Origin of the sequence: Pseudomonas sp. BAV 4579 (assembly GCF_009765395.1) — a bacterium.
In the GTDB taxonomy this organism is placed as follows: Bacteria; Pseudomonadota; Gammaproteobacteria; order Pseudomonadales; family Pseudomonadaceae; genus Chryseomonas; species Chryseomonas aestiva.
In genome coordinates, this window is the sequence record NZ_WHOV01000171.1 from 1 (window position 1) to 23,284 (window position 23,284).

The following is a 23,284-nucleotide window of genomic DNA, read 5'->3' on the forward strand; positions in this document are numbered from 1 at the left end:
GCGGTCATGATCCTGTACCTGTGAGCTGGGCGCTTAGCGCTGGCGCGGCTGGCGCCGCAGGAAGTCGTCGGCGATCTCGTCCATGGTGGCGAAGCGCACCCCGGCGTGACCCTGGATATGCTCGATCAGGCGTTCGAGCATCAGCAGCACCTGCGGCCGCCCCGAGACATCGGGGTGGATGGTGATGGGGAAGACGGCGTAGTCCATCTCGCGATAGACCCAGTCGAACTGGTCGCGCCACATCTCTTCCAGGTGGCGTGGATTGACGAAGCCGTGGCTGTTGGGCGCCTTCTTGATGAACATCATCGGCGGCAGGTCGTCGAGGTACCAGTTGGCCGGAATCTCCACCAGATCGGTTTCCTGGCCGCGCACCAGCGGCTTCATCCAGCTCTCGGGCTGCTGGCTGTAGTCGATCTTGGTCCAGTTGTCGCCGACCCTTACGTAGTAGGGAGAGAAGTCGTTGTGCATCAGGCTGTGGTCGTACTTGATGCCCTTCTTCAGCAGCAGCTCGTTGGTCACCCGGCTGAATTCCCACCAGGGCGCGACATAACCGGTGGGGCGCTTGCCGGCCAGCGCGGTAATCAGCTCGATGGACCTGTCCAGCACCGCCTCCTCCTGCTCGGGGGTCATGGCGATGGGATTCTCGTGGCTGTAACCATGGATGCCGATCTCGTGGCCTGCCGCGGCCACCGCCTGCATCTGCTCGGGAAAGGTCTCCACCGAATGGCCCGGAATGAACCAGGTGGTCTTGAGGCCATAGCGCTCGAACAGCTTGAGCAGCCGGGGCGAGCCCACCTCGCCGGCGAACAGGCCGCGGGAGATGTCATCGGGCGAATCCTCGCCGCCGTAGGAACCGAGCCAGCCCGCCACCGCGTCGACGTCGACGCCGATGGAAACGAAGATTTCTTTGGCCATCGTTGCACTCTCCAGTACCCGGAAGAAACCCAGGTCGATGACGGAGCCGGGCCCCCGCCACCGCCACTTGAAATCAGGCGCTGAGCAGGGCTTCCACGGCCGTGGCGGCATCGAGCAGGCGCTCGTCCGCGGCGGCGGGGGCCACCAGCAGCAGACCGGTGGGCAGGCCCTGGGCATCGCGGCCGCTGGGTAGCGAGACACCCGGCGCGCCGAGCAGGCTGCCGGTCATGGTCAGGCGCAGCAGCTCCAGATTGGTGGCCGCGAAGAGGTCTGTGTCGGCTTCCAGAGGAGCCAGCAGCGGTGCCACGCGGCTCACCGTCGGCACCAGCAGCAGCGCCTCGGCGAATTCGGCGGCAAAGCGCTTCCGCAGCTGATCGCGGCGTTCATGCAGAACGGCCAGATGGCCATCGGGCAAGGCCCGTGCCCGCTCCAGGCGCTGCCGCACCCGTGGGTCCAGGCGTGCGGCCGCGGGACCGTCGAGCACCTCGCGGTGCAGGGCGAAGGCTTCCAGGGCCCCTGGCCAACCTTCTGCGGCGAGAAATTCCAGGGCCTCGGCAAAGACCGTGCGGGCGCGGCGCTCGACGCGCACCCCGGCGCGGGTCAGCCGCTCGACGGCGGCCAGCAGATTGTCCCGCACCGCCGGCTCCACCCGGGGGTCGTCCAGCACGCTCAGGTCCAGCACCACGCGCAACGCTGTCGGTGCCGGCAGCGGTCGGGCAGCCGCCCCCATCAGCAGACGATCCAGGCACTGCACATCGCGCAGGCTGCGCGCCAGCGGACCCGGCACGTCATAGGACGCGGCCAACGGAAAGATGCCGGTCGCCGGATAGCGCCCCAGGCTGGGGCGATAACCCACCAGCCCATTGAGCGCGGCCGGAAGGCGCACCGAACCGGCGGTGTCGGTACCGAAGGCCAGGGGCACGATGCCGGCGGCGACAGCCACCGCCGACCCCGAAGAGGAGCCGCCGGGTATGCGCACCTCACCCTGCGCCCGGGGATTGGCAGGGGTGCCGAAATGGGGATTCGATCCCACGCCGGAATAGGCGAATTCGCTGAGATTGACCTTGCCCAGACTGACTAGCCCGGCCCGGCTCAGGCGCTGCACCAGCTCGGCGTCGGTGGCCGCCGGTGGCGCCAGGCGGCGCAGCTCGGCGCCGCAGGTGGTGACCTCGCCCTGCAGGTCGAACAGGTCCTTCCAGGCCAGCGGCACGCCATCCAGCGGCGAACGCGGCTGCCCGGTCTGCCAGCGCTCGCGCGCGGCCAGGGCTTCGGCGCGTCCACGCGCGGCGGTGAGGCTGATGAAGACGGCCCAGGATGCCTGGGCGCGTGCCAGCGCCGCCTCGAAGACCGCGACCGGATCGAGGGTACCGGCGGCATAGGCCTCGCCGAGACCGACCGCATCCAGGGACAGGGCGTGGGCAGAATCCATGGCTGCTCCTTAAACGTACATTTTATAATTTGGTACGTTTGATAGAGCAGGCTTTGTGCCAGCTTGAGAAAAAGGCTGCTACTTAATGGCAAAGCCAGCGCCTAGAGGTCGCTCGATGCTTTCTTCACCCGCATCCAATAAAATGTACTTAAATTAAATAGATCCATCTTTGTGCAGAACCGTAACGCCTGCCCCGTTACCGTGCGTGCACCTGACCCCGGCGGTAACGCGCGAAAGGCCGCAGGCCTGTGCCACAATTCTCATCTCGTTTCCGGAAGGCCCCCGATGTCGGCAGCAGTCCCCGCCCCCCTCGATGACAGTCGTACCGCCGCGCGCTACGCGATGATCCGCAATGCGCTGCGCGAAGCCATCCTGGCCGGTCGCGCGGCGCCGGGGCTGGTGCTGGTCGAAGCGCCGCTGGCACAGCTGTTCGGTACCAGTCGGGTACCGGTGCGCCAGGCGCTGACGCTGTTGCAGGAGGAAGGCCTGATCCGCCGCTTCGAGGGGCGTGGCTATCTGATCGATCCGGCCGGCACCGCGGGCGAGCCGCAGCGCCAGCCGCTGACCCGCCAGTTGCTCGGGCTGGACAGCGGTGACGAACTGATCGATACGCGCTCCCTGGGCGAAAGGGTCGGCGACGAGATCGCCGCCTGTGTCAGCCACGCCCTGCTCTTCGGCCATTTCCGCCTGGACGAGCAGCAGGCGGCCGATCACCTGGGCGTCAGTCGCGCCGTGGTGCGCGAAGCCCTGATGCGCCTGCGCGATCGTGGCCTGGTGGAAAAGGAACCCTATGGCCAGTGGCTGGCCGGTCCGCTCACCGCCCAGGCCATCCGCGACGACTACGAGATCCGCGCCCTGCTGGAACCCGAGGCGCTGTTGCAGACGGCGCCGGGGCTGGCGCGCGGCGAGTTGCTGGCGATGCTCGAACGACTGGAGCAGCTGGCCGCCCACCCTGCCCCCACTTCCTGGACCGCGGTGGAGCGCATCGAGGCGGATCTGCATGGGCGCTGCCTGGCCGGCCTGCGCAATCGCAAGCTGACCCAGCTGATCGCCCACAGCCAGAGTCCGCTGAATGTCTCGCGCATCTTCCACCAGTCGCTTGGCACGCCGCTGGACGAAGCGGTGCTGGTGGAGCATCGCCTGGTGCTGGAATCCCTGCTGGTGGGCAGTCCCGACTCGGCCGCCAGCCAGTTGCGCAATCACCTCCTGCGCGGTCGCGACCGCACCCTGCAGCGCCTCAAGGTGCTCTCGGTGCTGCCCGACCCGGAATTGCCAACCTACTTGGAGCGCCTTAGCTAGCGCGCCCGCAGGTGCCGCACGTAGCGGTCGCCGATGAACTGGATGCCGCACACCAGCACCACCAGGATGGCGATCACCACGGCCATCACCTGGGTGTCGTAGCGCTGGTAGCCATAGCGGATCGCCAGGTCGCCGAGACCCCCTGCACCTATGGCGCCGGCCATGGCCGAGGCACCGATCATGGCCACCAGGGTCACGGTGAAGCCGCCGATGATGCCGGGCAGCGCCTCCGGCAGGAGCACATTGAAGACGATGTGCCGCCGTTCGCAGCCCAGTGCCTGGGCCGCTTCGATCACTCCACCGCCCACCTCGCGCAGGCTGACCTCGGCGATGCGGGCGAAGAACGGCGTGGCGCTGAGGGTGATGGGTACCACCGCCGCCCAGACGCCGATGGTGGTCCCGGTGATCAGCCGCGTCAGCGGGATCAGAGCCACCAGCAGGATAATGAAGGGCGTGGCGCGAAAGGCGTTGATCAGGGTGCCCAGCACGCGGTTGAGGGTGGGCGCGGCGAAGATGGCGCCGCGCCCGGTGGTGACCAGCACCACCGCCAGGGCGATGCCGGCGAACCAGACGATGGCCGCCGACACGCTGACCATGGTCAGGGTATCGAGAAAGGCCTTCCACAGCGCCTTGAGCATGAAGTCAGACATAGCCCAGCACCTCCGCCCGGGCGAACAGCCCGGCCTGGGTCAGGAAGCTGGCCAGCCGTCGCTCCGGCGCCGCGGTCGCCACCAGCAGGCGGCCCAGGGCATGGCCCTGGATGCGGTCGATACCGCCATGCAGCAGCTCGACCGGTGCGCCGAGGGCCTGGCCCAGCGCCTGGAAGTCGGGCTCCGCACCCTGGCCGTCGTAGCTGAGCTCCAGCACGGCCCGGGCGCCCGGTTGCCGGGTGGCCGCGAGCCGCCTGGCCAGATCCGCCGCCAGGGGGGCCAGCAGCGCCCGGGTGGCTTCTGCCTGGGGTGCGCCGAACAGCTGCCACACCGGGCCCTGCTCGACGATGCGGCCATGCTCCAGTACCACCACCCGATCGCAGATCTGGCGAATCACCGCCATCTCATGGGTGATGAGCACGATGGTCAGCCCCAGGCGGCGATTGATGTCCTGCAACAAGGCCAGGATCGACTGGGTGGTTTCCGGATCCAGCGCCGAGGTGGCCTCGTCGCAGAGCAGCAATTCGGGCTTGAGCATCAGCGCGCGGGCGATGCCCACCCGCTGCTTCTGCCCACCGGACAGCCGCGAGGGATAGGCCTGCTCCTTGCCCTGCAGCCCGACCAGCTCGAGCAATTCCCGGGCCCGGGCTTCGATCTCGTCGCGACGAAATCCGGCGGCCTTGAGCGGCAGTGCCAGGTTCTCCAGCACCGTCTGCGAGGCCAGCAGATTGAAGTGCTGGAAGATCATGCCGATGCGCCGTCGCAGCGCCACCAGCCGGTCCCCCTTCAGGGTGCCGAGGTCGACGCCATCGACCAGTACCTGGCCGGCGCTGACGTCTTCCAGGCGATTGAGGGTGCGAATCAGGCTGGACTTGCCGGCGCCACTGCGACCGATGATGCCGAAGATCTCGCCACGGGCGATGCTGAGGTCGATGTCGGCCAGCGCGGTCACCGGCAGCGCACCGCCGGTGTAGATCTTTTGCACCCCGCTCAGGCGCAGATGCTCGCGCGCGGGAGCGGCCTGGGGCTCGACGGGCGGCTGCGCCGGTGTGGTGCTGAGCAGCGCGTTGCTCATCGGGCGGCCTCCTGCCGGTTCAGCCAGGCCAGGCTGTAGAGCTGCGGATTGCCATAGGCCTGGGCGATGGCCTCGCGCACCCGCGGATCGTTCTGGAACACCTGGATGAAGGTGCGGATCGCCGGGTCATTGGCCTTGTCCGGCCTGGTCACGAACCTCAGGGCATAGCGGTGGCGGCTGGCCTCGTCGTCGCTGAACAGTAGCGCACTGTTGGGATCCGTGGTGCCGGCCGCGAGGATGTGCGAGGGATAGCTCTGCGCCAGGGTCACGTCGTCCAGCACCCGCGCCAGTTGCGGACCGGGCAGTTCGATGAATTTCAGCTGGCGGGGATTGGCGACGATGTCCTGCAGGCTGGCCTTGGGCCCGGTACCGGGCTTGAGCTGGATCAGGCCGGCCCGGGCATAGAGGTGCAGCCCGCGGCCCTGGTTGACCGGATCGTCGGCCACCGCCACGGTGGCGCCGTCCGGCACCTCGGCGAAGCTTTTCACGCGTTTGGAATAGAGACCGACCTTGTTTTCCACGCCATAGGCGATGGGCACCAGGCCATAGCCGTTCTGGGCGTTGGCGTTTTCCAGGAAGGGTTGATGCTGGAAGTAGTTGACGTCGATGTCGCCGTGGGCGAGCGCCAGATTCGGCGTGTTCCAGTCGCTGAAGGCGACGATTTCGACTTCCACGCCCCTTTCCCGCGCCACCTCGGCGGCGCGCTCCAGGGCGGCATTCTGCGGACTGTCGTTGATGCCGAGGCGAATCTTCTGCGGCTCGGCGGCCTGGGCGGACAGCACCAGGGTGGTGCTCGCCAGGAGCAGCCCGAGGCGCAGGAAAAACGGAGGAATAGCCATGGAGAGACCTCGAGATGTCGAGGGCTCGTCCGGTGGTCCGGTGGAACCCGTAAGGGAAAAGGGATCAGCTGCCCTTCTGATCGGGCGTGTCGACGAAGAAATAGTCCTGCCAGCTGCTGGGCTGGTTGCGGATGGCCCCGATGCGGTACATGAATTCCGCCAGCTTCAGGGTGTTCTGCGGCGCCGTGTCGAAGTTGACCTCGGGGCTTTCGATGATCCGCTGGATCAGGGCCGGATCGAGACGGGAATTCTCGACCTTCACATAGGTACGGGCGGCGGCGGCCTTGTCCTTCTCGATGATCTGTCCGGCTTCGACCAGCGCCTCGCGGAAGGCCTTGTAGGTATTGGGATTGTCCCGGCGGAATTTCTCGGTGACGAACACCAGGTTGGGCGAGACGGCCCCACCGAGCACGTCATAGGAACTGAGCACCTTGTGCACCTTGCCGCTGGCCAGTTCCTGCTCCTGGAACGGCGGATTGGCGAAGTGGCTGTTGATCTCGGTACCGCCGGAGATCACCGCCGCGGTGGCGTCCGGATGCGGCACCGCCACCGTCAGGGGATCCAGGCGATTCCAGTTCTTCTCGCCGAAGGCCTGGGCGGCGGCGTACTGCAGGAAGCGCCACTGCACCGAGACGTTGACCGCCGGCACGGCGATGCGGTCCTTGGCGGTGAAGTCCGCCAGGGTCTTCACCTGCGGATTGTTGGTGACCAGGTAGTTGGGAAAGGCCCCGAGACTGGCCACAGCCTTGACGTTCTGCCGACCATGGGTGCGGTCCCAGAGGGTGAACAGCGGCCCGAGCCCGGCGGAGCCGACGTCCACCGCGCCCGACAGCACCGCCTCGTTGACGGCCGCGCCACCGGACAGCTTGATCCAGTCGACCTTGATGTCGACGCCCTCTTGCTTGCCGTGCTTTTCGATCAGTTGCTGGTCACGCAGCACGTGCAGGATCACGTAGGACACGCCGAATTGTTCGGAGATGCGCAGAATGCCTTCGGCCTGGGCTGCCTGGGGTGCGGCGACCAGTCCGGTGAGCAGGCTGGCCGCGAGCCCCAGGGCCAGGGGACGACGGGTGAAGGGGAGACGTGGGGGCATCGGGGTGCGCTCATCCATGGAATTGGCTTATAGCCTACTCAAGCTGTTCAGCGTTCTTAAAATAAGGATGGGTTATATGGATAGGCCGAGTGGCGTGAGGGAGAGGGGGCGCCCGGCCTTACGTAGGTTGGCGCTGAGCGAAGCGAAGCCCAACACCATCCTGCATCCCCCCCTACTCCCGCGCCGCCTGCCGCGGCGCGTTCGGCTTGCTTACCTTGAACCCCTCGGCAAAGGTCGCCCGGGCCTCCAGGCGCTGCGGTATCAGGCCGCTGCGATGATAGAAATCCGCCGCCGCCTGCTGGTCGGCCACCACCTGCGAGTCGATGGGTTCCCAGTGCAGCTGGCGGCGCTCGAATTGCAGCCGGGCCACCGCCTCAGGAAAGCCGATGATCTGCGCCAGGGTCCTGGCATAGCTGTCGAGGTGGGCGTAGCCCCAGCGCTGGGCAGCGGCCAGACGATCGAGGTAGTCCTGCAGCGCCGCGCGCCGGGCCGGATCGGCCAGGGCCGTATCGGTGGCGGCCAGGAAGCTGTTGCCCGCCCAGAGTCCGCGACCACTGACCAGCACCCGGGCGCCGTCGACCTGCTCGGTCTGGGCGGTATAGGGCTCCCAGGTCGCCCAGGCATCCACCGAACCATTGGCCAGGGCCATCTTGGCGTCCACCGGACCAAGGAAGCGAAAGCTCACGTCCCGGGCGGTCAGGCCCACGGAATCCAGCGCCTTGAGCGCGATGTAATGGCCGATGGAGCCGCGCCCGGTGGCGATGCGCTTGCCCTTGAGATCGGCCGCGCTCCGCAGTGGCGAGTCGCGCGACACGATCACCGCCGTGCCATAGGGATCGGACCTGTCCACGGCGATGGCCTTGACCGGCGCACCGGCGGCCAGGGCGAACAGCAGCGGGCCATCGCCGATGATGCCGGCATCCACCGCGCCGGCATTGAGCGCCTCGGCCAGCGGCGCGGCGGCGGGAAATTCCGCCCACTGGATGCGATAGCCCGGCAGGTCGCGCAGGCCGTCGGCCGCCTCCAGCTGGGCGCGCATGCTGCCCTTCTGGTCGGCGATGCGCAGGGTCAGGGTCTCGGCGGCCAGGGCCGCGCTGGCGGCGAGCAGCAGCGGCAGCGCCAGCAGGGTACGGCGGATGAGGGTCATGGTTTGGCTTCCTGGGTAAAGACACTGGCATCGGCCAGGGCGGCGACGTCGACCGGTTTGGGCAGCACCTGGAGTTCGCTGAAGAGATCGGCCACCTGCTGCACCGCGGCGACGTCTGCCGGCTGCACGGGGCGCAGGCCACGGGAGGTGCGGGTGGAAATGGCCACCGCGACACCTTCCGGCAGGCGCGTCAGCTCGGCGTAGACCCGCGCATAGTCCTGCGGATGGGCGACCGCCCAGGCCCGCGCCTGGGCCAGGCGCCCGGCGAAATCGGCGATGGCGGCGCGCTTGGCCGGGTCCTCCAGCGACGCTGGCGTGGCGGTCAGAAAGCCCAGCGCGGTGGTCAGCCCCTGGCCATCGCGCAGCAGCCGGGCGCCATGCTGCTCGGCGATGCCGAGATAGGGATCGAAGGTGGCCCAGGCGTCGATCTGCCCGGCATTGAAGGCGGCGCTGGCATCGGTGGGCAGCACGAACTTGAGTTACCTCGTCGCGCTTGACGCCAGCCTCTTCGAGGGCGGCATACAGCAGATGCTGGGAGATGCTGCCCTTGGCCGAGGACACCACCACGGTACGCCCCTTGAGGTCCTTGACCGAACGGATCGGCGAATCCTGCTGTACCAGCAGACCATTGGCCTGGGGATAGCCGACATTGGTGGCGATCAGCTTGAGCGGCACGCCGCCGGACGCGGCCATCAGCACCGGCAGGTCCCCGGCGTAGGAGGTATCCAGCGCGCCGACGCGCTGGGCCTCGAACAGCGGCGCGGCGCCCTGGAAGTTGGCCCAGCGATAGCGGTAGGGCGCGCCTTCGAGGGTGCCGGCGGCTTCCATCATGGCGCGCAGACCGCGGGCCTGGTCGCCCAGCACCAGGGTCACCCCGGAGAGATCCGGTGCCGCCTGGGCCTGCCCCAGCAACAGCGCCAGGCCCAGCGTGGCGAGCAAGCGCTTCATACCGCGTACTCCCGGCCTTCGTGGCGCTCCAGTTGGCGCACCGCCGCCTCCCAGTGACGGACATGGGCGCCGCGCGCCAGATTGCCGGGAATGAGGTCGCTGACCTTCTGCGCGACGGCGTCCGCGGCGATCACCAACTCGGCACCGCCGCTCTGAGCCGCCAGTTGCGCCGCGCAGGAGCGCTCCAGGTAATAGAGGTGCCAGAAGGCCTCCTCCAGACTGGCGCCCACGGTGAGCAGGCCGTGATTGCAGAGGATCATCGCCGGGTGCGCCCCGAGGTCGGCCACCAGCCGGCTCTGCTCGTCCAGATCCAGGGCCACACCCTCGTAGCCGTGATAGGCCAGGCGGCCGAAGAACCTCATGGCGTGCTGGGAAAGCATCAGCAGGCCGCCGCGCTGTGCGGAGACACCGATGCCGGCGGCCGTATGAGTATGCAGCACCGCATGGAGGTCCGGCTGGGCACGGTGGATGGCGCTGTGGATCACGTAGCCGGCCGGGTTGATGCCGAGCCCGGTGGGGTCGAGGACGATTTCGCCATCGATGTCCACTTTCACCAGCGAAGAGGCGGTGATCTCGTCGAAGGTCTGGCCGAAGGGATTGATCAGGAAGTGCGCCTCCGGGCCCGGCACCCGCAGCGAGAAGTGGGTGTAGATATGGTCGGTCCAGCGTTCGCGGGCAGCCAGGCGATAGGCGGCGGCGAGTTTGACCCGCGCCTTCCATTCGGCGGCGGACACCTGGGCGCGGACGCTGGCGAGGGCGTTGTGGAAGGCGGTCATGCAGCGGCTCCGAAAGCAGAAGAGGCGCCAGGGCGACGGGCGTTGCCCTGGTCTGCTTAGAACCTAACGTTGTGAGTAGACAAGACGGAAATATCGATTGCGCATAACCTAATATGCACATTTTGGATAACCTAAATACTTAATTATGCTAATAATGGTTTTCAGTACAGAACCAATCGATCTAAGGCGCTGGGCCCTGACCTTGCTTTAATGGCCGGCATTGCCCATCCGTGGAGCCCGCCATGACCCCTAGGCTCGACCGCCTGCGCCTGTTCCTGCATGACCTCGCCACCCTGGTCGACGAACACCCTGCCGAAGCTCAGCTGCTGCAGCGCGGCGCCGTCCTGCTCGGCGAGCTGGTGCGCCATGACGACTGGCTGCCCGAGGACTGCGCCCTGCCCTGCCCCGAGCGCTACAGCCAGTACCTGCTGCATGCCGATGCCCGCCAGCGCTTCTCGGTGGTGAGTTTCGTCTGGGGTCCGGGCCAGTCCACGCCGGTGCATGACCACCGCACCTGGGGCCTGATCGGCATGCTGCGCGGCGCCGAGATCGCCCAGGGCTTCGCCCGCGACCCCGCCGGCCGCCTGCTGCCGGAAGGCGCGCCCGTGCGCCTGGAGCCGGGCCAGGTGGAAGCGGTCTCGCCGCGGGTGGGCGACATCCACCAGGTCAGCAACGCCTATGCCGACCGCACCTCCATCAGCATCCACGTCTATGGCGGCAACATCGGCGCCGTGCGCCGCGCCGTCTATGCCGCGGATGGCCAGGAAAAGCCCTTCATCTCCGGCTACACCAATCGCCAGCTGCCCAACCTGTGGGACCTGTCCCAGGAGACCGCCACACCATGACCGCCATCCGCACCGCCGAGGACATCCGCCAGGCCCTGCTCGCCGGCACCGAGGTCGCCCTGCTCGACGTCCGCGAGGAAGACCCCTTTGCCGCCGGCCATCCGCTGTGGGCCGCCAATCTGCCGTTATCGCGCCTGGAGCTGGAGGCCTGGTCGCGGCTGCCACGCCGCGACCAGGCCATCACACTCTATGACGCGGGCGAAGGCCTGGCGGAACGCGCGGCCGAACGCCTGCGCGCCCTGGGTTACACCGACGTGGCCCTGCTCGAGGGTGGCCTGGCGGGCTGGCGCGCCAGCGGCGGCGAACTCTTCATCGACGTCAACGTGCCGAGCAAGGCCTTTGGCGAACTGGTGGAGGCCCGGCGCCATACCCCTTCGCTGCCCGCCGAGGAGGTTCGGGCGCTGCTGGATCAAAACGCCGATCTGGTGATCCTCGACGCCCGCCGTTTCGAGGAGTACCAGACCATGAGCATTCCCGGCGGGGTCAGCGTGCCGGGTGCCGAACTGGTGCTGCGGGTGGCCGAACTGGCACCCGATCCGCGGACCCGGGTCATCGTCAACTGCGCTGGCCGTACCCGCAGCCTGATCGGCGCCCAGTCGCTGATCAATGCCGGCATTCCCAATCCGGTGGCCGCCCTGCGCAATGGCACCATCGGCTGGACCCTGGCCGGCCAGACCCTGGAACATGGCCAGCAACGCCGCTTCGGTGCGGTGAGTCCGGCGACCCGGGCGACCGCCGCGACCCGCGCCCGCCAGGTCGCCGATCGCGCCGGCGTCGCCCGCCTGCCCTTCAGCGAACTGGCGGCCTGGCGCGCCGAGGCGCAGCGGACGAACTACCTGATCGATGTGCGCACCCCCGAGGAATTCGCCGCCGGCCACCTGCCCGGAGCCCGCTCGACGCCAGGTGGCCAACTGGTCCAGGAGACCGATCACAGTGCCCCGGTGCGTGGCGCCCGCCTGGCGCTGGTGGACGACGACGGCGTGCGCGCCAACATGAGCGCCTCCTGGATGGCACAGATGGGCTGGGACGTGGTGGTGGTCGACGCCATCCCGCCCGGCGCCCTGAGCGCCACCGGCCCCTGGCAGGCACCGGCGCCCACGCCGGGGCCGGTGGAGCGCATCTCGGTGACTCGGCTGCAGGAGTGGCTGGCCGAGCCGGGCACCCTGGTGGTGGATGTCACCGCCAGCGCCAACTATGTGCAGAGGCATATCCCAGGCGCCGCCTGGGTGCTGCGCGCCGATCTGCCCGCAGCGCTGCCACCCGCCGAGCGCTATGTCTTCACCTGTGGCAGTGGCCAACTGGCCGCCTTCGCCGCCCTCGACGTCCAGGTCACCACCGACCGGCCGGTCCTGCTGCTGGAGGGCGGCACCGCGGCCTGGCTGGCCGCCGGCCTGCCGGTGGAGAGCGGCGAGACGCGGCTGCTGTCGACCCGGCGCGATCGCTACCGCCGCCCCTACGAGGGCACCGACGCCCCGCGCGAGGCCATGCAGGCCTACCTGGACTGGGAATTCGGCCTGGTCGAGCAGTTGCGGCGGGATGGCACCAGTGGCTTCCGGGTCATCTAGCCGCTGGTCCCCACAAAGGCCGCCACCCAGGCCACCGTCTCCACCAGCGCCTGGGAATGGCTCAGGCCACTGCGTTTGAGCGGCCTGAGATCATGGTCCGCGGTGGCGATCCACTGCACCTCGATGCTTGCCGCCAGCGCATAGCCCGCCACCTCCTCCCGCGTGCCCAGGGCATCCCGCTCGCCCTGGACGATCAGCGTCGGTGTGGCCAGGGTCGCCAGGTGCTCGGTGCGCAGCCGTTCGGGCTTGCCCGCCGGATGGAAGGGATAGCCCAGGCAGACGAGGCCCGCCGCGCCCAGTTCATCGGCCAGCAGACTGGCCATCCGCCCGCCCATGGACTTGCCCGCCAGCCACAGCGGTCCGCTTTCCGCCGCGCGCCAGGTGGCGACCATGGCCCGCCAGTGCTCCAGCAGGACCGGGGTCGGATTCGGCGGGCGCCGTTTGCCCTCGGCGCGCGCTCGCGCCATGTAGGGAAAGTCGAATCTCAGGGTCCGGATCTCGCACCGGGCCAGTTCCTCGGCCAGTTGCTGCAGGAAGGGGCTGTCCATCCCCGCCCCCGCCCCATGGGCCAGCAACAGGGTCGCCAGGGGTTCACCCGCGGGTCGACATTCGCGAAAGCTGTCGAGGTACAACTCGTCTGCCATGGGCCACTCCTCGTGCAAACGCCAGAGCTTAACCCGGGCTTTATTGATCTGGATCAATAAAGCCCGGAGCCTGCCCCTCACACTGGGCACCTCGAAACCACTGGAGCCCGGCATGACAGCCGCCCTCGCCTGGGACGCCGATCTCATCGCCCGCTACGATCGCGCCGGCCCCCGCTACACCTCCTATCCCACCGCCGTGCAATTCCACGACGGCATCGGCCCCTTCGACCTGCTCGGCGCCCTGCGCCTGAGTCGCCAGGCCGGACGCCCGCTGTCGCTCTACCTGCACGTGCCCTTCTGCGCCAACATCTGCTACTACTGCGCCTGCAACAAGGTCATCACCAAGGACCGCAGCCGCAGCGCCGCCTACCTCGACGCCCTGCGCCAGGAGATGATCCTCACCAGCCGGCACCTGGATGGCGGGCAGCGGGTGGAACAACTGCACCTCGGCGGCGGCACCCCGACCTTTCTCAATCCCATGCAGCTGCGCGAGCTGATGGCCGATCTGCGCCGCCACTTCACCCTGGCCGACGACGACCGCGGCGACTACTCCATCGAGATCGATCCACGCGAAGCCGATTGGAGCACCATGGGCTTGTTGCGCGAGCTGGGCTTCAACCGCGTCAGCTTCGGCGTCCAGGACCTCGACCTGCAGGTGCAGCTGGCGATCAATCGCCTGCAGCCCTTCGACGACACCCGCACCCTGGTGGAAGCCGCCCGTGCCCTCGACTATCGCTCCATCAACCTGGACCTCATCTACGGGCTGCCGCGGCAGACCCCGGCCAGCTTCGCCCACACCGTGGAGCGGGTGCTGGAATTGCAGCCGCATCGGCTGTCGGTGTTCAACTACGCCCATCTGCCGCAGCGCTTTCCGCCGCAGCGGCGCATCGAGGCCAGCGAACTCCCGGCCCCCGCGGCCAAGCTGGAGATGCTGCAGCGCACCGTGGAACAGCTGCTGGCCGCGGGTTATCGCTACATCGGCATGGATCACTTCGCCCTGCCCGACGACGACCTGGCCATCGCCCAGGAAGACGGCACCCTGCAGCGCAACTTCCAGGGCTACACCACCCACGGCCATTGCGACCTGCTCGGCCTGGGCGTCTCCGCCATCAGCCAGGTGGGCGAGGTGCTCTGCCAGAACACCCTCGACCTCGCCTGCTACCAGGTACGCCTGGGCCAGGGCGAACTGGCGGTGGTCCGCGGCCTGCGTCGCTCGCGGGACGATCGCATCCGCGGCGCGGTGATCGCCCAGCTGATCTGCCATTTCCAGCTGGATTTCGCCGCCATCGAGCGCAGCTGCGAACTGGATTTCCGCCAGTACTTCGCCGATGCCTGGCCGCACCTGGAAGCCATGGCCGCCGACGGCCTGATCCGTCTCGATGCCCGCGGCCTGCAGGTGCTGGCGCCGGGCCGCCTGCTGATCCGTGCCCTGTGCATGCTGTTCGACCGCTACCTGGCGGACCATGACAAGCAGCGCTTTTCCCGGGTGATATGACCCATGCCTGCCACCACTGCTAAAGTTAGACTTTTGGAACCAGACGAGAAGCGATCTTCCCCCATGACCGAGCCCCTCAAGCTGCGCAACGCCCAGGCCCATTGCAAGGATTGCAGCCTCGCCTCGCTGTGCCTGCCGCTGTCGCTCGATCTGAAAGACCTGGATGCCCTTGACCAGATCGTCAAGCGCGGGCGGCCGCTGGCCAAGGGTGATCACCTGTTCCGCCAGGGGGATACTTTCGGCTCGGTCTATGCGGTGCGCTCCGGCGCCCTGCGCACCAGTAGCCTGAGCGATGCCGGCGAGGAGCAGATCACCGGCTTCCACCTGCCCAGCGAACTGGTCGGGCTGTCGGGCATGGACACCGAGCGCTATCCGGTCTCGGCCCGGGCGCTGGAGACCACCACCGTCTGCGAGATCCCCTTCGAGCGCCTGGACGAACTCTCCGAACAGCTGCCGCAACTGCGCCGCCAGCTGCTGCGGGTGATGAGCCGGGAGATCCGCGACGACCAGCAGATGATGGTGCTGCTGTCGAAGAAGAGTGCCGACGAGCGCATCGCCACCTTCCTGGTCAATTTCTCCGCGCGCTTCCATGCCCGCGGCTTTTCCGCCCAGCAATTCCGCCTGAGCATGTCGCGCAACGAGATCGGCAACTTCCTCGGCCTGGCGGTGGAAACCGTGTCGCGGGTGTTCACCCGCTTCCAGCAGAGCGGTGTGCTGGCGGCCGAGGGCAAGGAAGTACGCATCCTCGACTCCGCCCGCCTCTGCGCCCTCGCGGGCGGTCAGCTGGAAGGCTGACGGCTGACGGCTGGCGCCTGCCGCTCGGTCAGCGGCTGGCGTCCGGCTCGTCTAGAAGCTGTAGCTGACCGTCGCGGTCACGTTGCGCTCCTCCCCGAAATAGCAGAAGTCCAGGCTGTAGCAGGACGCCACATAGTCCTTGCCCATCAGGTTGTTGGCATTGACCCGCGCCGTCAGCCCCGGCAACCCCAGGCGGGTGAAGTCATAGGCAAGCATGGCGTCCACCAGGGTGTAGGCCGGCACCTTGAGTGTGTTGGCCTTGTCCGCCCAGCTGGTGCCCACGTAGCGGGCCCCGGCGCCGACGCTGAACCCCGCCAGGGGCCCCGCCAACTCGTATTGCCCCCACAGCGAGGCCTGGTGCCGCGGCGCCTGGTTCGGCGTATTGCCCTGGGTGCCGTCCAGCGCCTGGGTGTACTCGATATCGGTGAAGGTGTAGCTGCCCAGCAACTTGAGCCGCTCGGCCAGTTGCAGATGGCCCTCCAGCTCCAGGCCCCGGGAGCGGATCTCGCCCACCGAGGAATAGAAGTCTTCCTGGGGCAACTTGGTCGCCACGTTTTCCTGGGTGATATGGAACAGCGAGGCGCTATAGAAGCTGGCGCTGCCCGGCGGCTGGTACTTCAGGCCCAGCTCCCACTGCTTGCCCTCGGTGGGCTCCAGGGGATTGCCCGCGGCGTCGTTGTAGGCGTTGGGATTGAAGGAGGTGGAATAGCTCAGGTAGGGCGCCAGGCCGTTGTCGAACAGATAGAGCGCTCCGGCACGGCCGCTGGCCTGGCCACGGCGCGCGCTGCTGCGAGTGCCCGCCAGACGATCCTCGATGCCGATTTCCACCCAGTCCTGGCGTAGCCCCAGGGAAAGGCGCCAGCGATCCAGCTCGATGAGATCCTGCAGGTAGACGCCGGTTTGCGCCAGCTCGCGGCGGTACTCGCTGCCGGGGGAAATGGTCACCTGGCCACCGTAGTTCGGCGCGAAGGCGTCCAGCGGATCGGCCGTGCCGCTGGGCCAATCCACATGGGTCCAGCGACGCTGGTAATCCAGTCCGGCGAGCAGGGTATGGCGGCTGCCGGCCCAGTCGAAGTCCGCCTGCACCAGGTTGTCCAGGGTATAGGCGTGCAGGTTCTCGCGGCCGCCGGAGTAATAGCGATTGAGCAGGTTGCTGTCGCCGACATAGCCGTAGCCATAGACCTGCTCCAGCTCGACCCGCGACTTGGCGTAGCGGAAGTTCTGCCGCGCGCTCCAGACGTCATTGAACCTGTGCTCGAACTGATAGCCGACCATCTGCTGGGTGCGCTCGAATTTGTCGTGGTCGGGTTCGCCGTCGAAAAAGTGGTTGCTGATGTAGCGGCCATTGCGGCGATAGAGGCTGCCTTCGGCTGGTACGCCACTGTGGTAGCCGCCATCCGGGTCCTTTTGCAGATAGGCCTGCAGGGTCAGGGTGGTATCGTCGCTCAGGTCGATGGCCAGGCTGGGCGCGAGCGCATAGCGCTCTTCCTCCACATGGTCGAACTGGGTGTCGCTGTGCTGCGCCAGACCCACCAGGCGATAGGCGATGCGCCCCTCCTCGTCCAGCGGTCCGCCGAAATCGAAACCGGCGCCGCGCTGGCCGAGATTGCCCAGGGTGGCCTGGATCTGGTGATAGGGCTGGTACAGCGGCTTCTTGCTGGTCAGGGCCACCAGACCGCCCGGCAGGCTGCGGCCATAGAGCACCGACGCCGGGCCCTTCACCACGTCGATGCGCTCGAGGAAATAGGGATCGACCTGCAGCGAGCTGAAGGTGCCGCTGTCGCCCATGGTCTTGAGGCCGTCGAGAAAGACATTGTCTACGCTGTTGTCGGCGAAGCCGCGCATCACCACGTAGTCGTAGCGATTGGAGGCGCCGATCTGGCCGGTGAAGATGCCCGGGGTGTACCTCATGGCCTGCTGCACGGTCTTGGCACCCTGGTCATCGATCTGCTCGCGGGTCACCACCGAGACCGATTGAGAGGTTTCCAGCAGCCCCTTGCTGGTTTTGGTGGCCACGTCGCTATGGGTCGCCAGGTAGCCATCGGTCTCGCCCAGGGCATTGCCCAGGGCGAAGCCGGTCACCGTGGTCTCGCTGAGGGCGGTCACCCCGCTAGTGGCCACCGACTCCAGGCGATAGCTGCCATCGGCCTGCCGCACCGCCTGCAGACCACTGCCCTGGAGAATCCGCTGGAAGCCTTCGGCCGGTGTGTAGCGGCCCTGCAGCCCCGGACTGCGCCGACCTTCCAGCCCCTGGGCGGGCGCCGACAGCAGTACGCCGCTCTGGGCGGCGAAGGTGCTCACCACCGTGGCCAGACTGCCCGCCTCGATGCGGTATTCCTGCGCCAGGGGCGCCGCCTGGACCAGGCCCGGGGACATGGCCAGGCCGGTGATGCCCAGCGGCATGGCCAGGGCGAAGACGCGCAGGGCGCGGCGCAGCGGATGCAGGGTGAAACGGGTATCGCGATGCATGGAGGGCCTCGAAATGGAGATCGTTTCCCCCAAGCCCCGCGAGCGCGAAAAAGGGGAACCACCCGCGCCATATTTTTTCAGGCGGGCACGATCTGCACCCACCAGGGCAGGCGCCGTTCCACCCGTACCGGCAGGCTGTCGGCCAGGGCCGCCAGCGCGCGGTCGGTATCCGCCAGGGGATAGCTCCCCACCACCCGCAGCTGAGCGACCGTGGCGGTACAGGTCAGCAGGCCCGGTCGATAGCGATCCAGCTCCGCCACCAGGGCCGCCAGCGACCAGTCGTCGACCACCAGCCGCCCCTGGCGCCAGAGTTGCCGCCCCGGATCGACCGGGCCTAGCGGCTGTACGGCGGTAGCCGTCATCAGCGCACGGGCTCCTTGCGCCAGGCTCTCGGGCCGGGCCTGGCGTGGCAGCAGCTGCAGAGCCCCACGATAGGCTGCCACCTCCAACCCCTCGTCACGCGCCTGAACCGTGCAGCAACCCGCCCCGAAGCGCACCCGGCCTGGCGTCGCCTCCAGCACCATGGGAGCCATCCCCTCTCGGCTTTCGAATAACGCCTCGCCGCGCAGCAAGCGCCAGTGATCCGCCGTGGCCCCGCGCGCGAGTTGGCTGTCGGTGTTGAGCCAGACGCGCACCCCGGCGGCCAGGTCGAAGGCACGGATCTCGCCGACCGCCGTGCTCAGGTCGGCGCCCTGCCCCAGCCGCCAGTCGTCCGGCCGCGCCCAGCCCAGCGCCAGACCACCCAGGGCCAACCCCAGCACCTTGAGCGCCCGGCGCCGTCCCAGGGACTCGCGCCGCGCCAGGGCCATTCGCCCGGACGCAGGCAGACCGGAGAAGCGCGCACTGATTTCCTCCACCCGCGCCCAGGCCACGGCGTTGCGGCTATCCGCCTGCAACCAGCGTTCCCAGGCCCGTTCGGTGACGGGGTCCACCTCGTCGGCCGCCAGTTCGGCGAACCACATCGCCGCTTCCTCCAGAGGTCCGCCACGACCGGGGTTCAGCGCACTCAAGACACCAGCTCCAGGCAGTGCAGCATGGCCTGGGCCATGTACTTCTTGATCATCCGCTCCGACACGCCCAGCCGCTCGGCGATGACGCCATAGGTGAGCCCCTCCAGTTGCGCCAGCAAGAAGGCCTGGCGCACCCGGCCGGGCAGGCGGTCGAGCAGCGCATCGAGTTCGGTGAGGGTTTCCAGGATCAGGGCCTGGGCTTCCGGCGAAGGCTGCACGACCTGCGGTTGCACGGTGAGGGCATCGAGGTAGGCGCGCTCCAGGGCCTGGCGCCGCCAGTGGTTGGCCAGCAGGCCCTGGGCCACGGTCGCCAGGAAGGCACGGGGTTCACGCAGGCGTTCCAGCTCGGCTTCCCGAGCCAGCAGCCGCACGAAGGTGTCCTGGGCCAGATCGGCCGCCTGCCCCAGGCAACCCAGCCGCCGCTGCAACCGCTCGCGCAGCCAGCCATGGTGGTCCAGGTAGAGGGTCCGGATATGTCCGTGCCGGTCGGACTCGAGCGTCTGCATCACCATCCTCGGAAGCAGCTGACTGCCGATAATGATAATTCTTCTCGATCACAAGATACAGGCCTGTCGCCGTCTCGCGGCGACGGGGCAGCGCAGTGCTAGAGCGTTATCGGCTTGCGCCCGGCAAAGGCGTGGGTCAGGGTACCGCCGTCGACCAGATCCAGTTCGCCACCCAGGGGCACGCCATGGGCGATGCGGGAAATGGTCAGACCCTTGGGCGCCAGCAGCTGGGCGATGTAGTAGGCGGTCGCCTCGCCTTCCACCGTGGGGTTGGTGGCGATGATCATTTCCTGGAAACCGCCCTCGCTGACACGCCGTTCGAGCTCGGGTACGCCGATGGCGTCCGGACCCAGGCCGTCGATTGGCGACAGGTGCCCCTTGAGCACGAAGTAGCGTCCGCGATAGCCGGTCTGCTCCACGGCGAAGACATCCATGGGGCCTTCCACCACACAGAGGAGGCTGTCATCACGGCGGCTGTCGGCGCAGAAGCCGCAGATCTGGTCTTCGCTGAGGGTGCGACAGCGCTGGCAATACCCCACCCCTTCCATGGCGGCGCTGAGGGCGCTGGCCAGGCGCTGGCCACCCTGGCGTTCGCGTTCGAGCAGTTGCAGGGCCATGCGCTGGGCGGACTTCTGGCCGACCCCGGGCAGCACCCGGAGCGCATCGATCAATTGGCGAATCAGGGGACTGAAGCTCATGGACTACCGTACTGGAAGGCGGGAGAGACGGGTGCCCGACGGACACCCGCAGCTGGAACAACCTAGAAAGGCATCTTGAAGCCGGGCGGCAGCTGCATCCCGGAGGTCATGCCGGACATCTTGTCCTGGCTGTTCTGCTCGATCTTGCGCACGGCGTCGTTCACCGCGGCGGCGATCAGGTCTTCGAGGATTTCCTTGTCTTCCTGCATCAGGCTGTCATCCAGGCTGACGCGCTTGACGTCGTGTCGGCCGGTCATGACGACGCTGACCAGGCCGGCGCCGGATTGCCCGGTCACTTCGGCGTTCGCCAGCTCTTCCTGCATCTTCTGCATCTTTTCCTGCATCTGCTGGGCCTGCTTCATCAGGCCGGCCATGCCACCTTTCATCATGTCTGCTACCTCGAACTATGAATGGAAAACCGGTCAGGCTTGGGTGTCGACCGGCTCGATGGTACCCGCGCGCACCGTGGCGGCGAACTGTTGCATCATCTGGCGGATGAGCGGGTCGTCCTGGATCGACAACTCCGCCTGCCGCTGCCGCTCCGCCCGGCGCCGTGCGGCGGCCTGGGCGGGCGTCTCCTGCTCGGGGGTCTGGATGGTGACCTCGAGCGTAATGGGGCGGCCCTGCTGCTGGCTCAGCGCATCGTTGAGCCGGCGCTGCTGGTTGGCATTGAACAGGGCGCTCTGCGCCGGATCCAGGTGCAGGTGCCAGCGATCGCCGTCCATGGCCACCAGGGTGCAGTTGGCGGCAATGCTGGCGGTCAGTCCGCCCAGCTTGAGATCGGGGAACAAGGCCTGCCAGTCGGCTGCCAGGCCCGTGGCCGGTTGCACCGCCGGCGCCGGCGCCGCGGCCACCGCTTCGGCAGTCGGTTCGCCGAGGCTGTCGAGATAGTCGTCCAGCCCCACCTCGTAATAATCCTCGGCGGGTGGCGGCTCTTCGTCACCGTCCAGATCGTCACCAGCGGTGTCCGCCGGCAGTTCAGCGATCACCGTGGCGTCCGGCGTCGTCTCGACCCGTGGCGTGGGCGCCGCCTGAGCGGCGGGCGCAGCGACCTGTGTCACCGGTGCGGGGGCTGGCACCGCTACCGGCTTGACCTCTACTTGCCCAGACTCCTCCCAGGGAAGATCGACCGGCACCTCTCCAGGGGTGGTATTACTTGCAGGTGACGGCTCGGGAGCAGGCGCAGAGGCTGCCTGAGGCCTTGGGGCAGGCGTTGCGGCCACCGGAACCGTCGCGGCCACCGGACGAGGGTTGGAGTCAGCCGTGGCCGGGCTGGCTCCCGTCGTCTTTAGTGCCGGTCGCTCGGCAATCGCCGCGCCGGCAGGCCGGAAGGCCAGCATGCGCAGCAGGACCATCTCGAAGCCGTGGCGCGGGTCAGGCGCCAGTGGCAGATCGCGCCGGCCAACCAGACCCAGCTGGTAGTAGTACTGGACATCTTCCGCCGGTAGCGTCTGCGCCAGGCTCAGCACCCGCTCGCGGTCGCCCTGGCCGTTGTCCACCGCATCGGGCAGCACCTGGGCGATGGCCACGCGGTGCAGCACATTGAGCAGCTCGGCCAGCACCCCGCCCCAGTCGGGGCCCTGCTCGGCCAGATGGCGAACCGCGTCCAGCACGGCGCGACCATCGCCTTCCAGCAAGGCCTGAAGCACGTCGTACACCTGGCCATGGTCGAGGGTCCCGAGCATGGCGCGCACATCGGCGGCCAGCACCTTGCCCTCGCCAAAGGCGATCGCCTGATCGGTCAGGCTCATGGCATCGCGCATGGAGCCATCGGCGGCACGCCCCAGCAGCCACAGGGCATCGTCCTCGAAGGGAATGCCTTCCGCGGCGAGCACCTGCTGCAAGTGCGCAACGACCCGCTCCGGCGGCATGTTCTTCAGCGAGAACTGCAGGCAGCGCGAGAGAATGGTGACCGGCAGCTTCTGCGGATCTGTGGTGGCGAGCAGGAACTTGACGTGGGGCGGCGGCTCTTCCAGCGTCTTGAGCAGGGCGTTGAAGCTGTGGGTGGAAAGCATGTGCACCTCGTCGATGAGGTACACCTTGTAGCGACCGCGAGACGGTGCGTACTGCACGTTCTCCAGCAGCTCGCGGGTGTCTTCCACCTTGGTGCGACTGGCGGCGTCCACCTCGATGAGGTCGACGAAGCGGCCTTCATCGATCTCGCGGCACACCGAGCAGCTGCCGCAGGGCGTCGAGCTGACGCCGGTCTCGCAATTCAGGCACTTGGCCAGGATCCGCGCGATGGTGGTCTTGCCCACCCCGCGGGTGCCGGTGAACAGATAGGCATGGTGCAGCCGCTCGTTATCCAGCGCGTTGATCAGCGCCTTGAGCACATGGGTCTGGCCGACCATTTCGCGGAACGACCGCGGGCGCCATTTGCGCGCAAGAACCTGGTAACTCATCGAGACCTGATCAGGAGAAGACGTGGGGGGAGCACATGCTAACGAAGAGGGGCCGCGATTGCATCCCACGGCGTGGCATCGGGACGCCGCCACGCGGACCGCGGCTACCTCAACAGATGGAGGCAGCCAGGCGGATTTTCAAGCGATCAGGAGGGAAAACGGCCGGCAAAAAGCCGTTTCAGGCACGGCGGCAGTGGCCTTCGCCATCAGCCAGGACAACGCTGGAGACATAGGCTGCCAGGGCATCCAGCTGGCTGCGCAGGCGGCTCACGGTGGCGTTCATCTTGAAGGGATTGCTTGCCTCCTCGTTGGTCAGGTCGATCCTGATCAGCAGCAGGGGCTCGGAGGGATGATGGATCTGAGCGACCAGCGTCGCCTCGGTGTCGCGCCGACAGTCGACACGATAGGGATGGAGGCCATTGCTCAGGGCGCGTCCTGCGCTTTCGAGTCCGTTCTTCACGATAAATCCTTGGACATTCGTCCAGTAATGATGGTGCGGCGCGTATAATGGCACAGAGCCATGAACCAAAACAGTGCATTTCGTCACGAAAGCTCTGTGGCGTGCTTCGCGGAGCGCTGGAAGGCGAGACGAGAAAGGAAGGGGAAAAGCAGGAAGAGGAAAAGCGGGGGGCAGAAATGGAGGTGGCCCCGCCAGCCACACCCCGGCACACGACATCACCGCTG

The 23,284-nt window shown here is 67.7% G+C and carries 21 protein-coding genes and 1 pseudogene; 5 read left to right on the forward strand and 17 right to left on the reverse strand.

The genetic code is table 11. The features are described 5' to 3' along the window. Positions 1-33: 33 nt before the first annotated feature. The gene (locus GSQ95_RS23695; RefSeq protein WP_133859270.1) at positions 34-915 is read right to left on the reverse strand and encodes a polysaccharide deacetylase; all 882 of its coding nucleotides are present in this window, start codon (positions 913-915) and stop codon (positions 34-36) included. Positions 916-988: 73 nt separating this feature from the next. Then, positions 989-2,344: an amidase gene (locus GSQ95_RS23700; RefSeq protein ID WP_158895595.1), complete on the reverse strand. Its 1,356-nt coding sequence runs from the start codon at positions 2,342-2,344 to the stop codon at positions 989-991. Between the two features lie 285 nt (positions 2,345-2,629). Between GSQ95_RS23700 and GSQ95_RS23705 the strand changes: the two genes are divergently transcribed. After that, positions 2,630-3,643 carry a GntR family transcriptional regulator gene (locus tag GSQ95_RS23705; protein ID WP_158895597.1) on the forward strand — a complete coding sequence of 338 codons (1,014 nt, stop codon included), beginning with the start codon at positions 2,630-2,632 and terminating at the stop codon, positions 3,641-3,643. On the opposite strand, the gene GSQ95_RS23710 is transcribed toward GSQ95_RS23705, so the two are convergent. From GSQ95_RS23710 to GSQ95_RS23740, 7 genes and pseudogenes are all read right to left on the reverse strand, one after another. After that, a complete protein-coding gene (locus GSQ95_RS23710; RefSeq protein WP_044342295.1) occupies positions 3,640-4,293 on the reverse strand; it encodes a methionine ABC transporter permease in 654 nt (217 codons plus the stop codon). The genes GSQ95_RS23705 and GSQ95_RS23710 overlap by 4 nt on opposite strands. After that, positions 4,286-5,368 (reverse strand): ATP-binding cassette domain-containing protein, encoded by a 1,083-nt coding sequence (locus GSQ95_RS23715; RefSeq protein WP_158895600.1) that lies wholly within the window; start codon positions 5,366-5,368, stop codon positions 4,286-4,288. Before GSQ95_RS23715 ends, GSQ95_RS23710 begins: the two co-directional genes overlap by 8 nt. Further along, positions 5,365-6,207: a MetQ/NlpA family ABC transporter substrate-binding protein gene (locus GSQ95_RS23720; protein ID WP_158895602.1), complete on the reverse strand. Its 843-nt coding sequence runs from the start codon at positions 6,205-6,207 to the stop codon at positions 5,365-5,367. Before GSQ95_RS23720 ends, GSQ95_RS23715 begins: the two co-directional genes overlap by 4 nt. Before the next feature lie 64 nt (positions 6,208-6,271). Continuing rightward, entirely contained in the window at positions 6,272-7,300 is a 1,029-nt protein-coding gene (locus tag GSQ95_RS23725; protein ID WP_158895604.1) for an ABC transporter substrate-binding protein, read from the reverse strand. A 172-nt stretch (positions 7,301-7,472) separates the two neighbouring features. Continuing rightward, the gene (locus tag GSQ95_RS23730) at positions 7,473-8,438 is read right to left on the reverse strand and encodes an ABC transporter substrate-binding protein (RefSeq protein ID WP_256664701.1); all 966 of its coding nucleotides are present in this window, start codon (positions 8,436-8,438) and stop codon (positions 7,473-7,475) included. Between the two features lie 5 nt (positions 8,439-8,443). Then, positions 8,444-9,395, reverse strand: a pseudogene (locus GSQ95_RS27320) (ABC transporter substrate-binding protein). Continuing rightward, the gene (locus GSQ95_RS23740) at positions 9,392-10,171 is read right to left on the reverse strand and encodes a class II aldolase/adducin family protein (protein ID WP_158895608.1); all 780 of its coding nucleotides are present in this window, start codon (positions 10,169-10,171) and stop codon (positions 9,392-9,394) included. Before GSQ95_RS23740 ends, GSQ95_RS27320 begins: the two are co-directional and overlap by 4 nt. A gap of 242 nt (positions 10,172-10,413) precedes the next feature. Here GSQ95_RS23740 and GSQ95_RS23745 point away from each other — a divergent pair, with 242 nt between their 5' ends. Further along, positions 10,414-11,016: a cysteine dioxygenase gene (locus tag GSQ95_RS23745; protein ID WP_158895610.1), complete on the forward strand. Its 603-nt coding sequence runs from the start codon at positions 10,414-10,416 to the stop codon at positions 11,014-11,016. After that, positions 11,013-12,581 carry a rhodanese-related sulfurtransferase gene (locus GSQ95_RS23750; protein WP_158895612.1) on the forward strand — a complete coding sequence of 523 codons (1,569 nt, stop codon included), beginning with the start codon at positions 11,013-11,015 and terminating at the stop codon, positions 12,579-12,581. Before GSQ95_RS23745 ends, GSQ95_RS23750 begins: the two co-directional genes overlap by 4 nt. On the opposite strand, the gene GSQ95_RS23755 is transcribed toward GSQ95_RS23750, so the two are convergent. Next, positions 12,578-13,225 carry an alpha/beta family hydrolase gene (locus GSQ95_RS23755; RefSeq protein WP_158895614.1) on the reverse strand — a complete coding sequence of 216 codons (648 nt, stop codon included), beginning with the start codon at positions 13,223-13,225 and terminating at the stop codon, positions 12,578-12,580. The genes GSQ95_RS23750 and GSQ95_RS23755 overlap by 4 nt on opposite strands. A gap of 112 nt (positions 13,226-13,337) precedes the next feature. Between GSQ95_RS23755 and hemN the strand changes: the two genes are divergently transcribed. Both hemN and fnr read left to right on the forward strand, forming a co-directional pair. Continuing rightward, on the forward strand, positions 13,338-14,720 hold the full coding sequence (gene hemN / locus GSQ95_RS23760) for an oxygen-independent coproporphyrinogen III oxidase (RefSeq protein ID WP_158895616.1): 1,383 nt from the start codon (positions 13,338-13,340) through the stop codon (positions 14,718-14,720). A gap of 63 nt (positions 14,721-14,783) precedes the next feature. Beyond that, entirely contained in the window at positions 14,784-15,515 is a 732-nt protein-coding gene (gene fnr, locus GSQ95_RS23765; RefSeq protein ID WP_158895618.1) for a fumarate/nitrate reduction transcriptional regulator Fnr, read from the forward strand. A 51-nt stretch (positions 15,516-15,566) separates the two neighbouring features. On the opposite strand, the gene GSQ95_RS23770 is transcribed toward fnr, so the two are convergent. From GSQ95_RS23770 to GSQ95_RS23800, 7 genes are all read right to left on the reverse strand, one after another. Further along, a complete protein-coding gene (locus GSQ95_RS23770) occupies positions 15,567-17,984 on the reverse strand; it encodes a TonB-dependent siderophore receptor (protein ID WP_158895620.1) in 2,418 nt (805 codons plus the stop codon). A 77-nt stretch (positions 17,985-18,061) separates the two neighbouring features. Then, the gene (locus tag GSQ95_RS23775) at positions 18,062-18,994 is read right to left on the reverse strand and encodes a DUF4880 domain-containing protein (protein ID WP_158895622.1); all 933 of its coding nucleotides are present in this window, start codon (positions 18,992-18,994) and stop codon (positions 18,062-18,064) included. Further along, on the reverse strand, positions 18,991-19,500 hold the full coding sequence (locus tag GSQ95_RS23780) for a sigma-70 family RNA polymerase sigma factor (RefSeq protein ID WP_158895624.1): 510 nt from the start codon (positions 19,498-19,500) through the stop codon (positions 18,991-18,993). The genes GSQ95_RS23775 and GSQ95_RS23780 overlap by 4 nt, the downstream gene beginning before the upstream one ends. A 98-nt stretch (positions 19,501-19,598) precedes the next feature. Then, the gene (recR, locus tag GSQ95_RS23785; RefSeq protein ID WP_158895626.1) at positions 19,599-20,198 is read right to left on the reverse strand and encodes a recombination mediator RecR; all 600 of its coding nucleotides are present in this window, start codon (positions 20,196-20,198) and stop codon (positions 19,599-19,601) included. Between the two features lie 62 nt (positions 20,199-20,260). After that, positions 20,261-20,587 carry a YbaB/EbfC family nucleoid-associated protein gene (locus GSQ95_RS23790; protein ID WP_007162246.1) on the reverse strand — a complete coding sequence of 109 codons (327 nt, stop codon included), beginning with the start codon at positions 20,585-20,587 and terminating at the stop codon, positions 20,261-20,263. A 33-nt stretch (positions 20,588-20,620) separates the two neighbouring features. Then, positions 20,621-22,600: a DNA polymerase III subunit gamma/tau gene (dnaX, locus tag GSQ95_RS23795; RefSeq protein ID WP_158895628.1), complete on the reverse strand. Its 1,980-nt coding sequence runs from the start codon at positions 22,598-22,600 to the stop codon at positions 20,621-20,623. 178 nt (positions 22,601-22,778) lie between these two features. Continuing rightward, positions 22,779-23,060 carry a hypothetical protein gene (locus GSQ95_RS23800; RefSeq protein WP_158895630.1) on the reverse strand — a complete coding sequence of 94 codons (282 nt, stop codon included), beginning with the start codon at positions 23,058-23,060 and terminating at the stop codon, positions 22,779-22,781. Between the last annotated feature and the right edge of the window lie 224 nt (positions 23,061-23,284).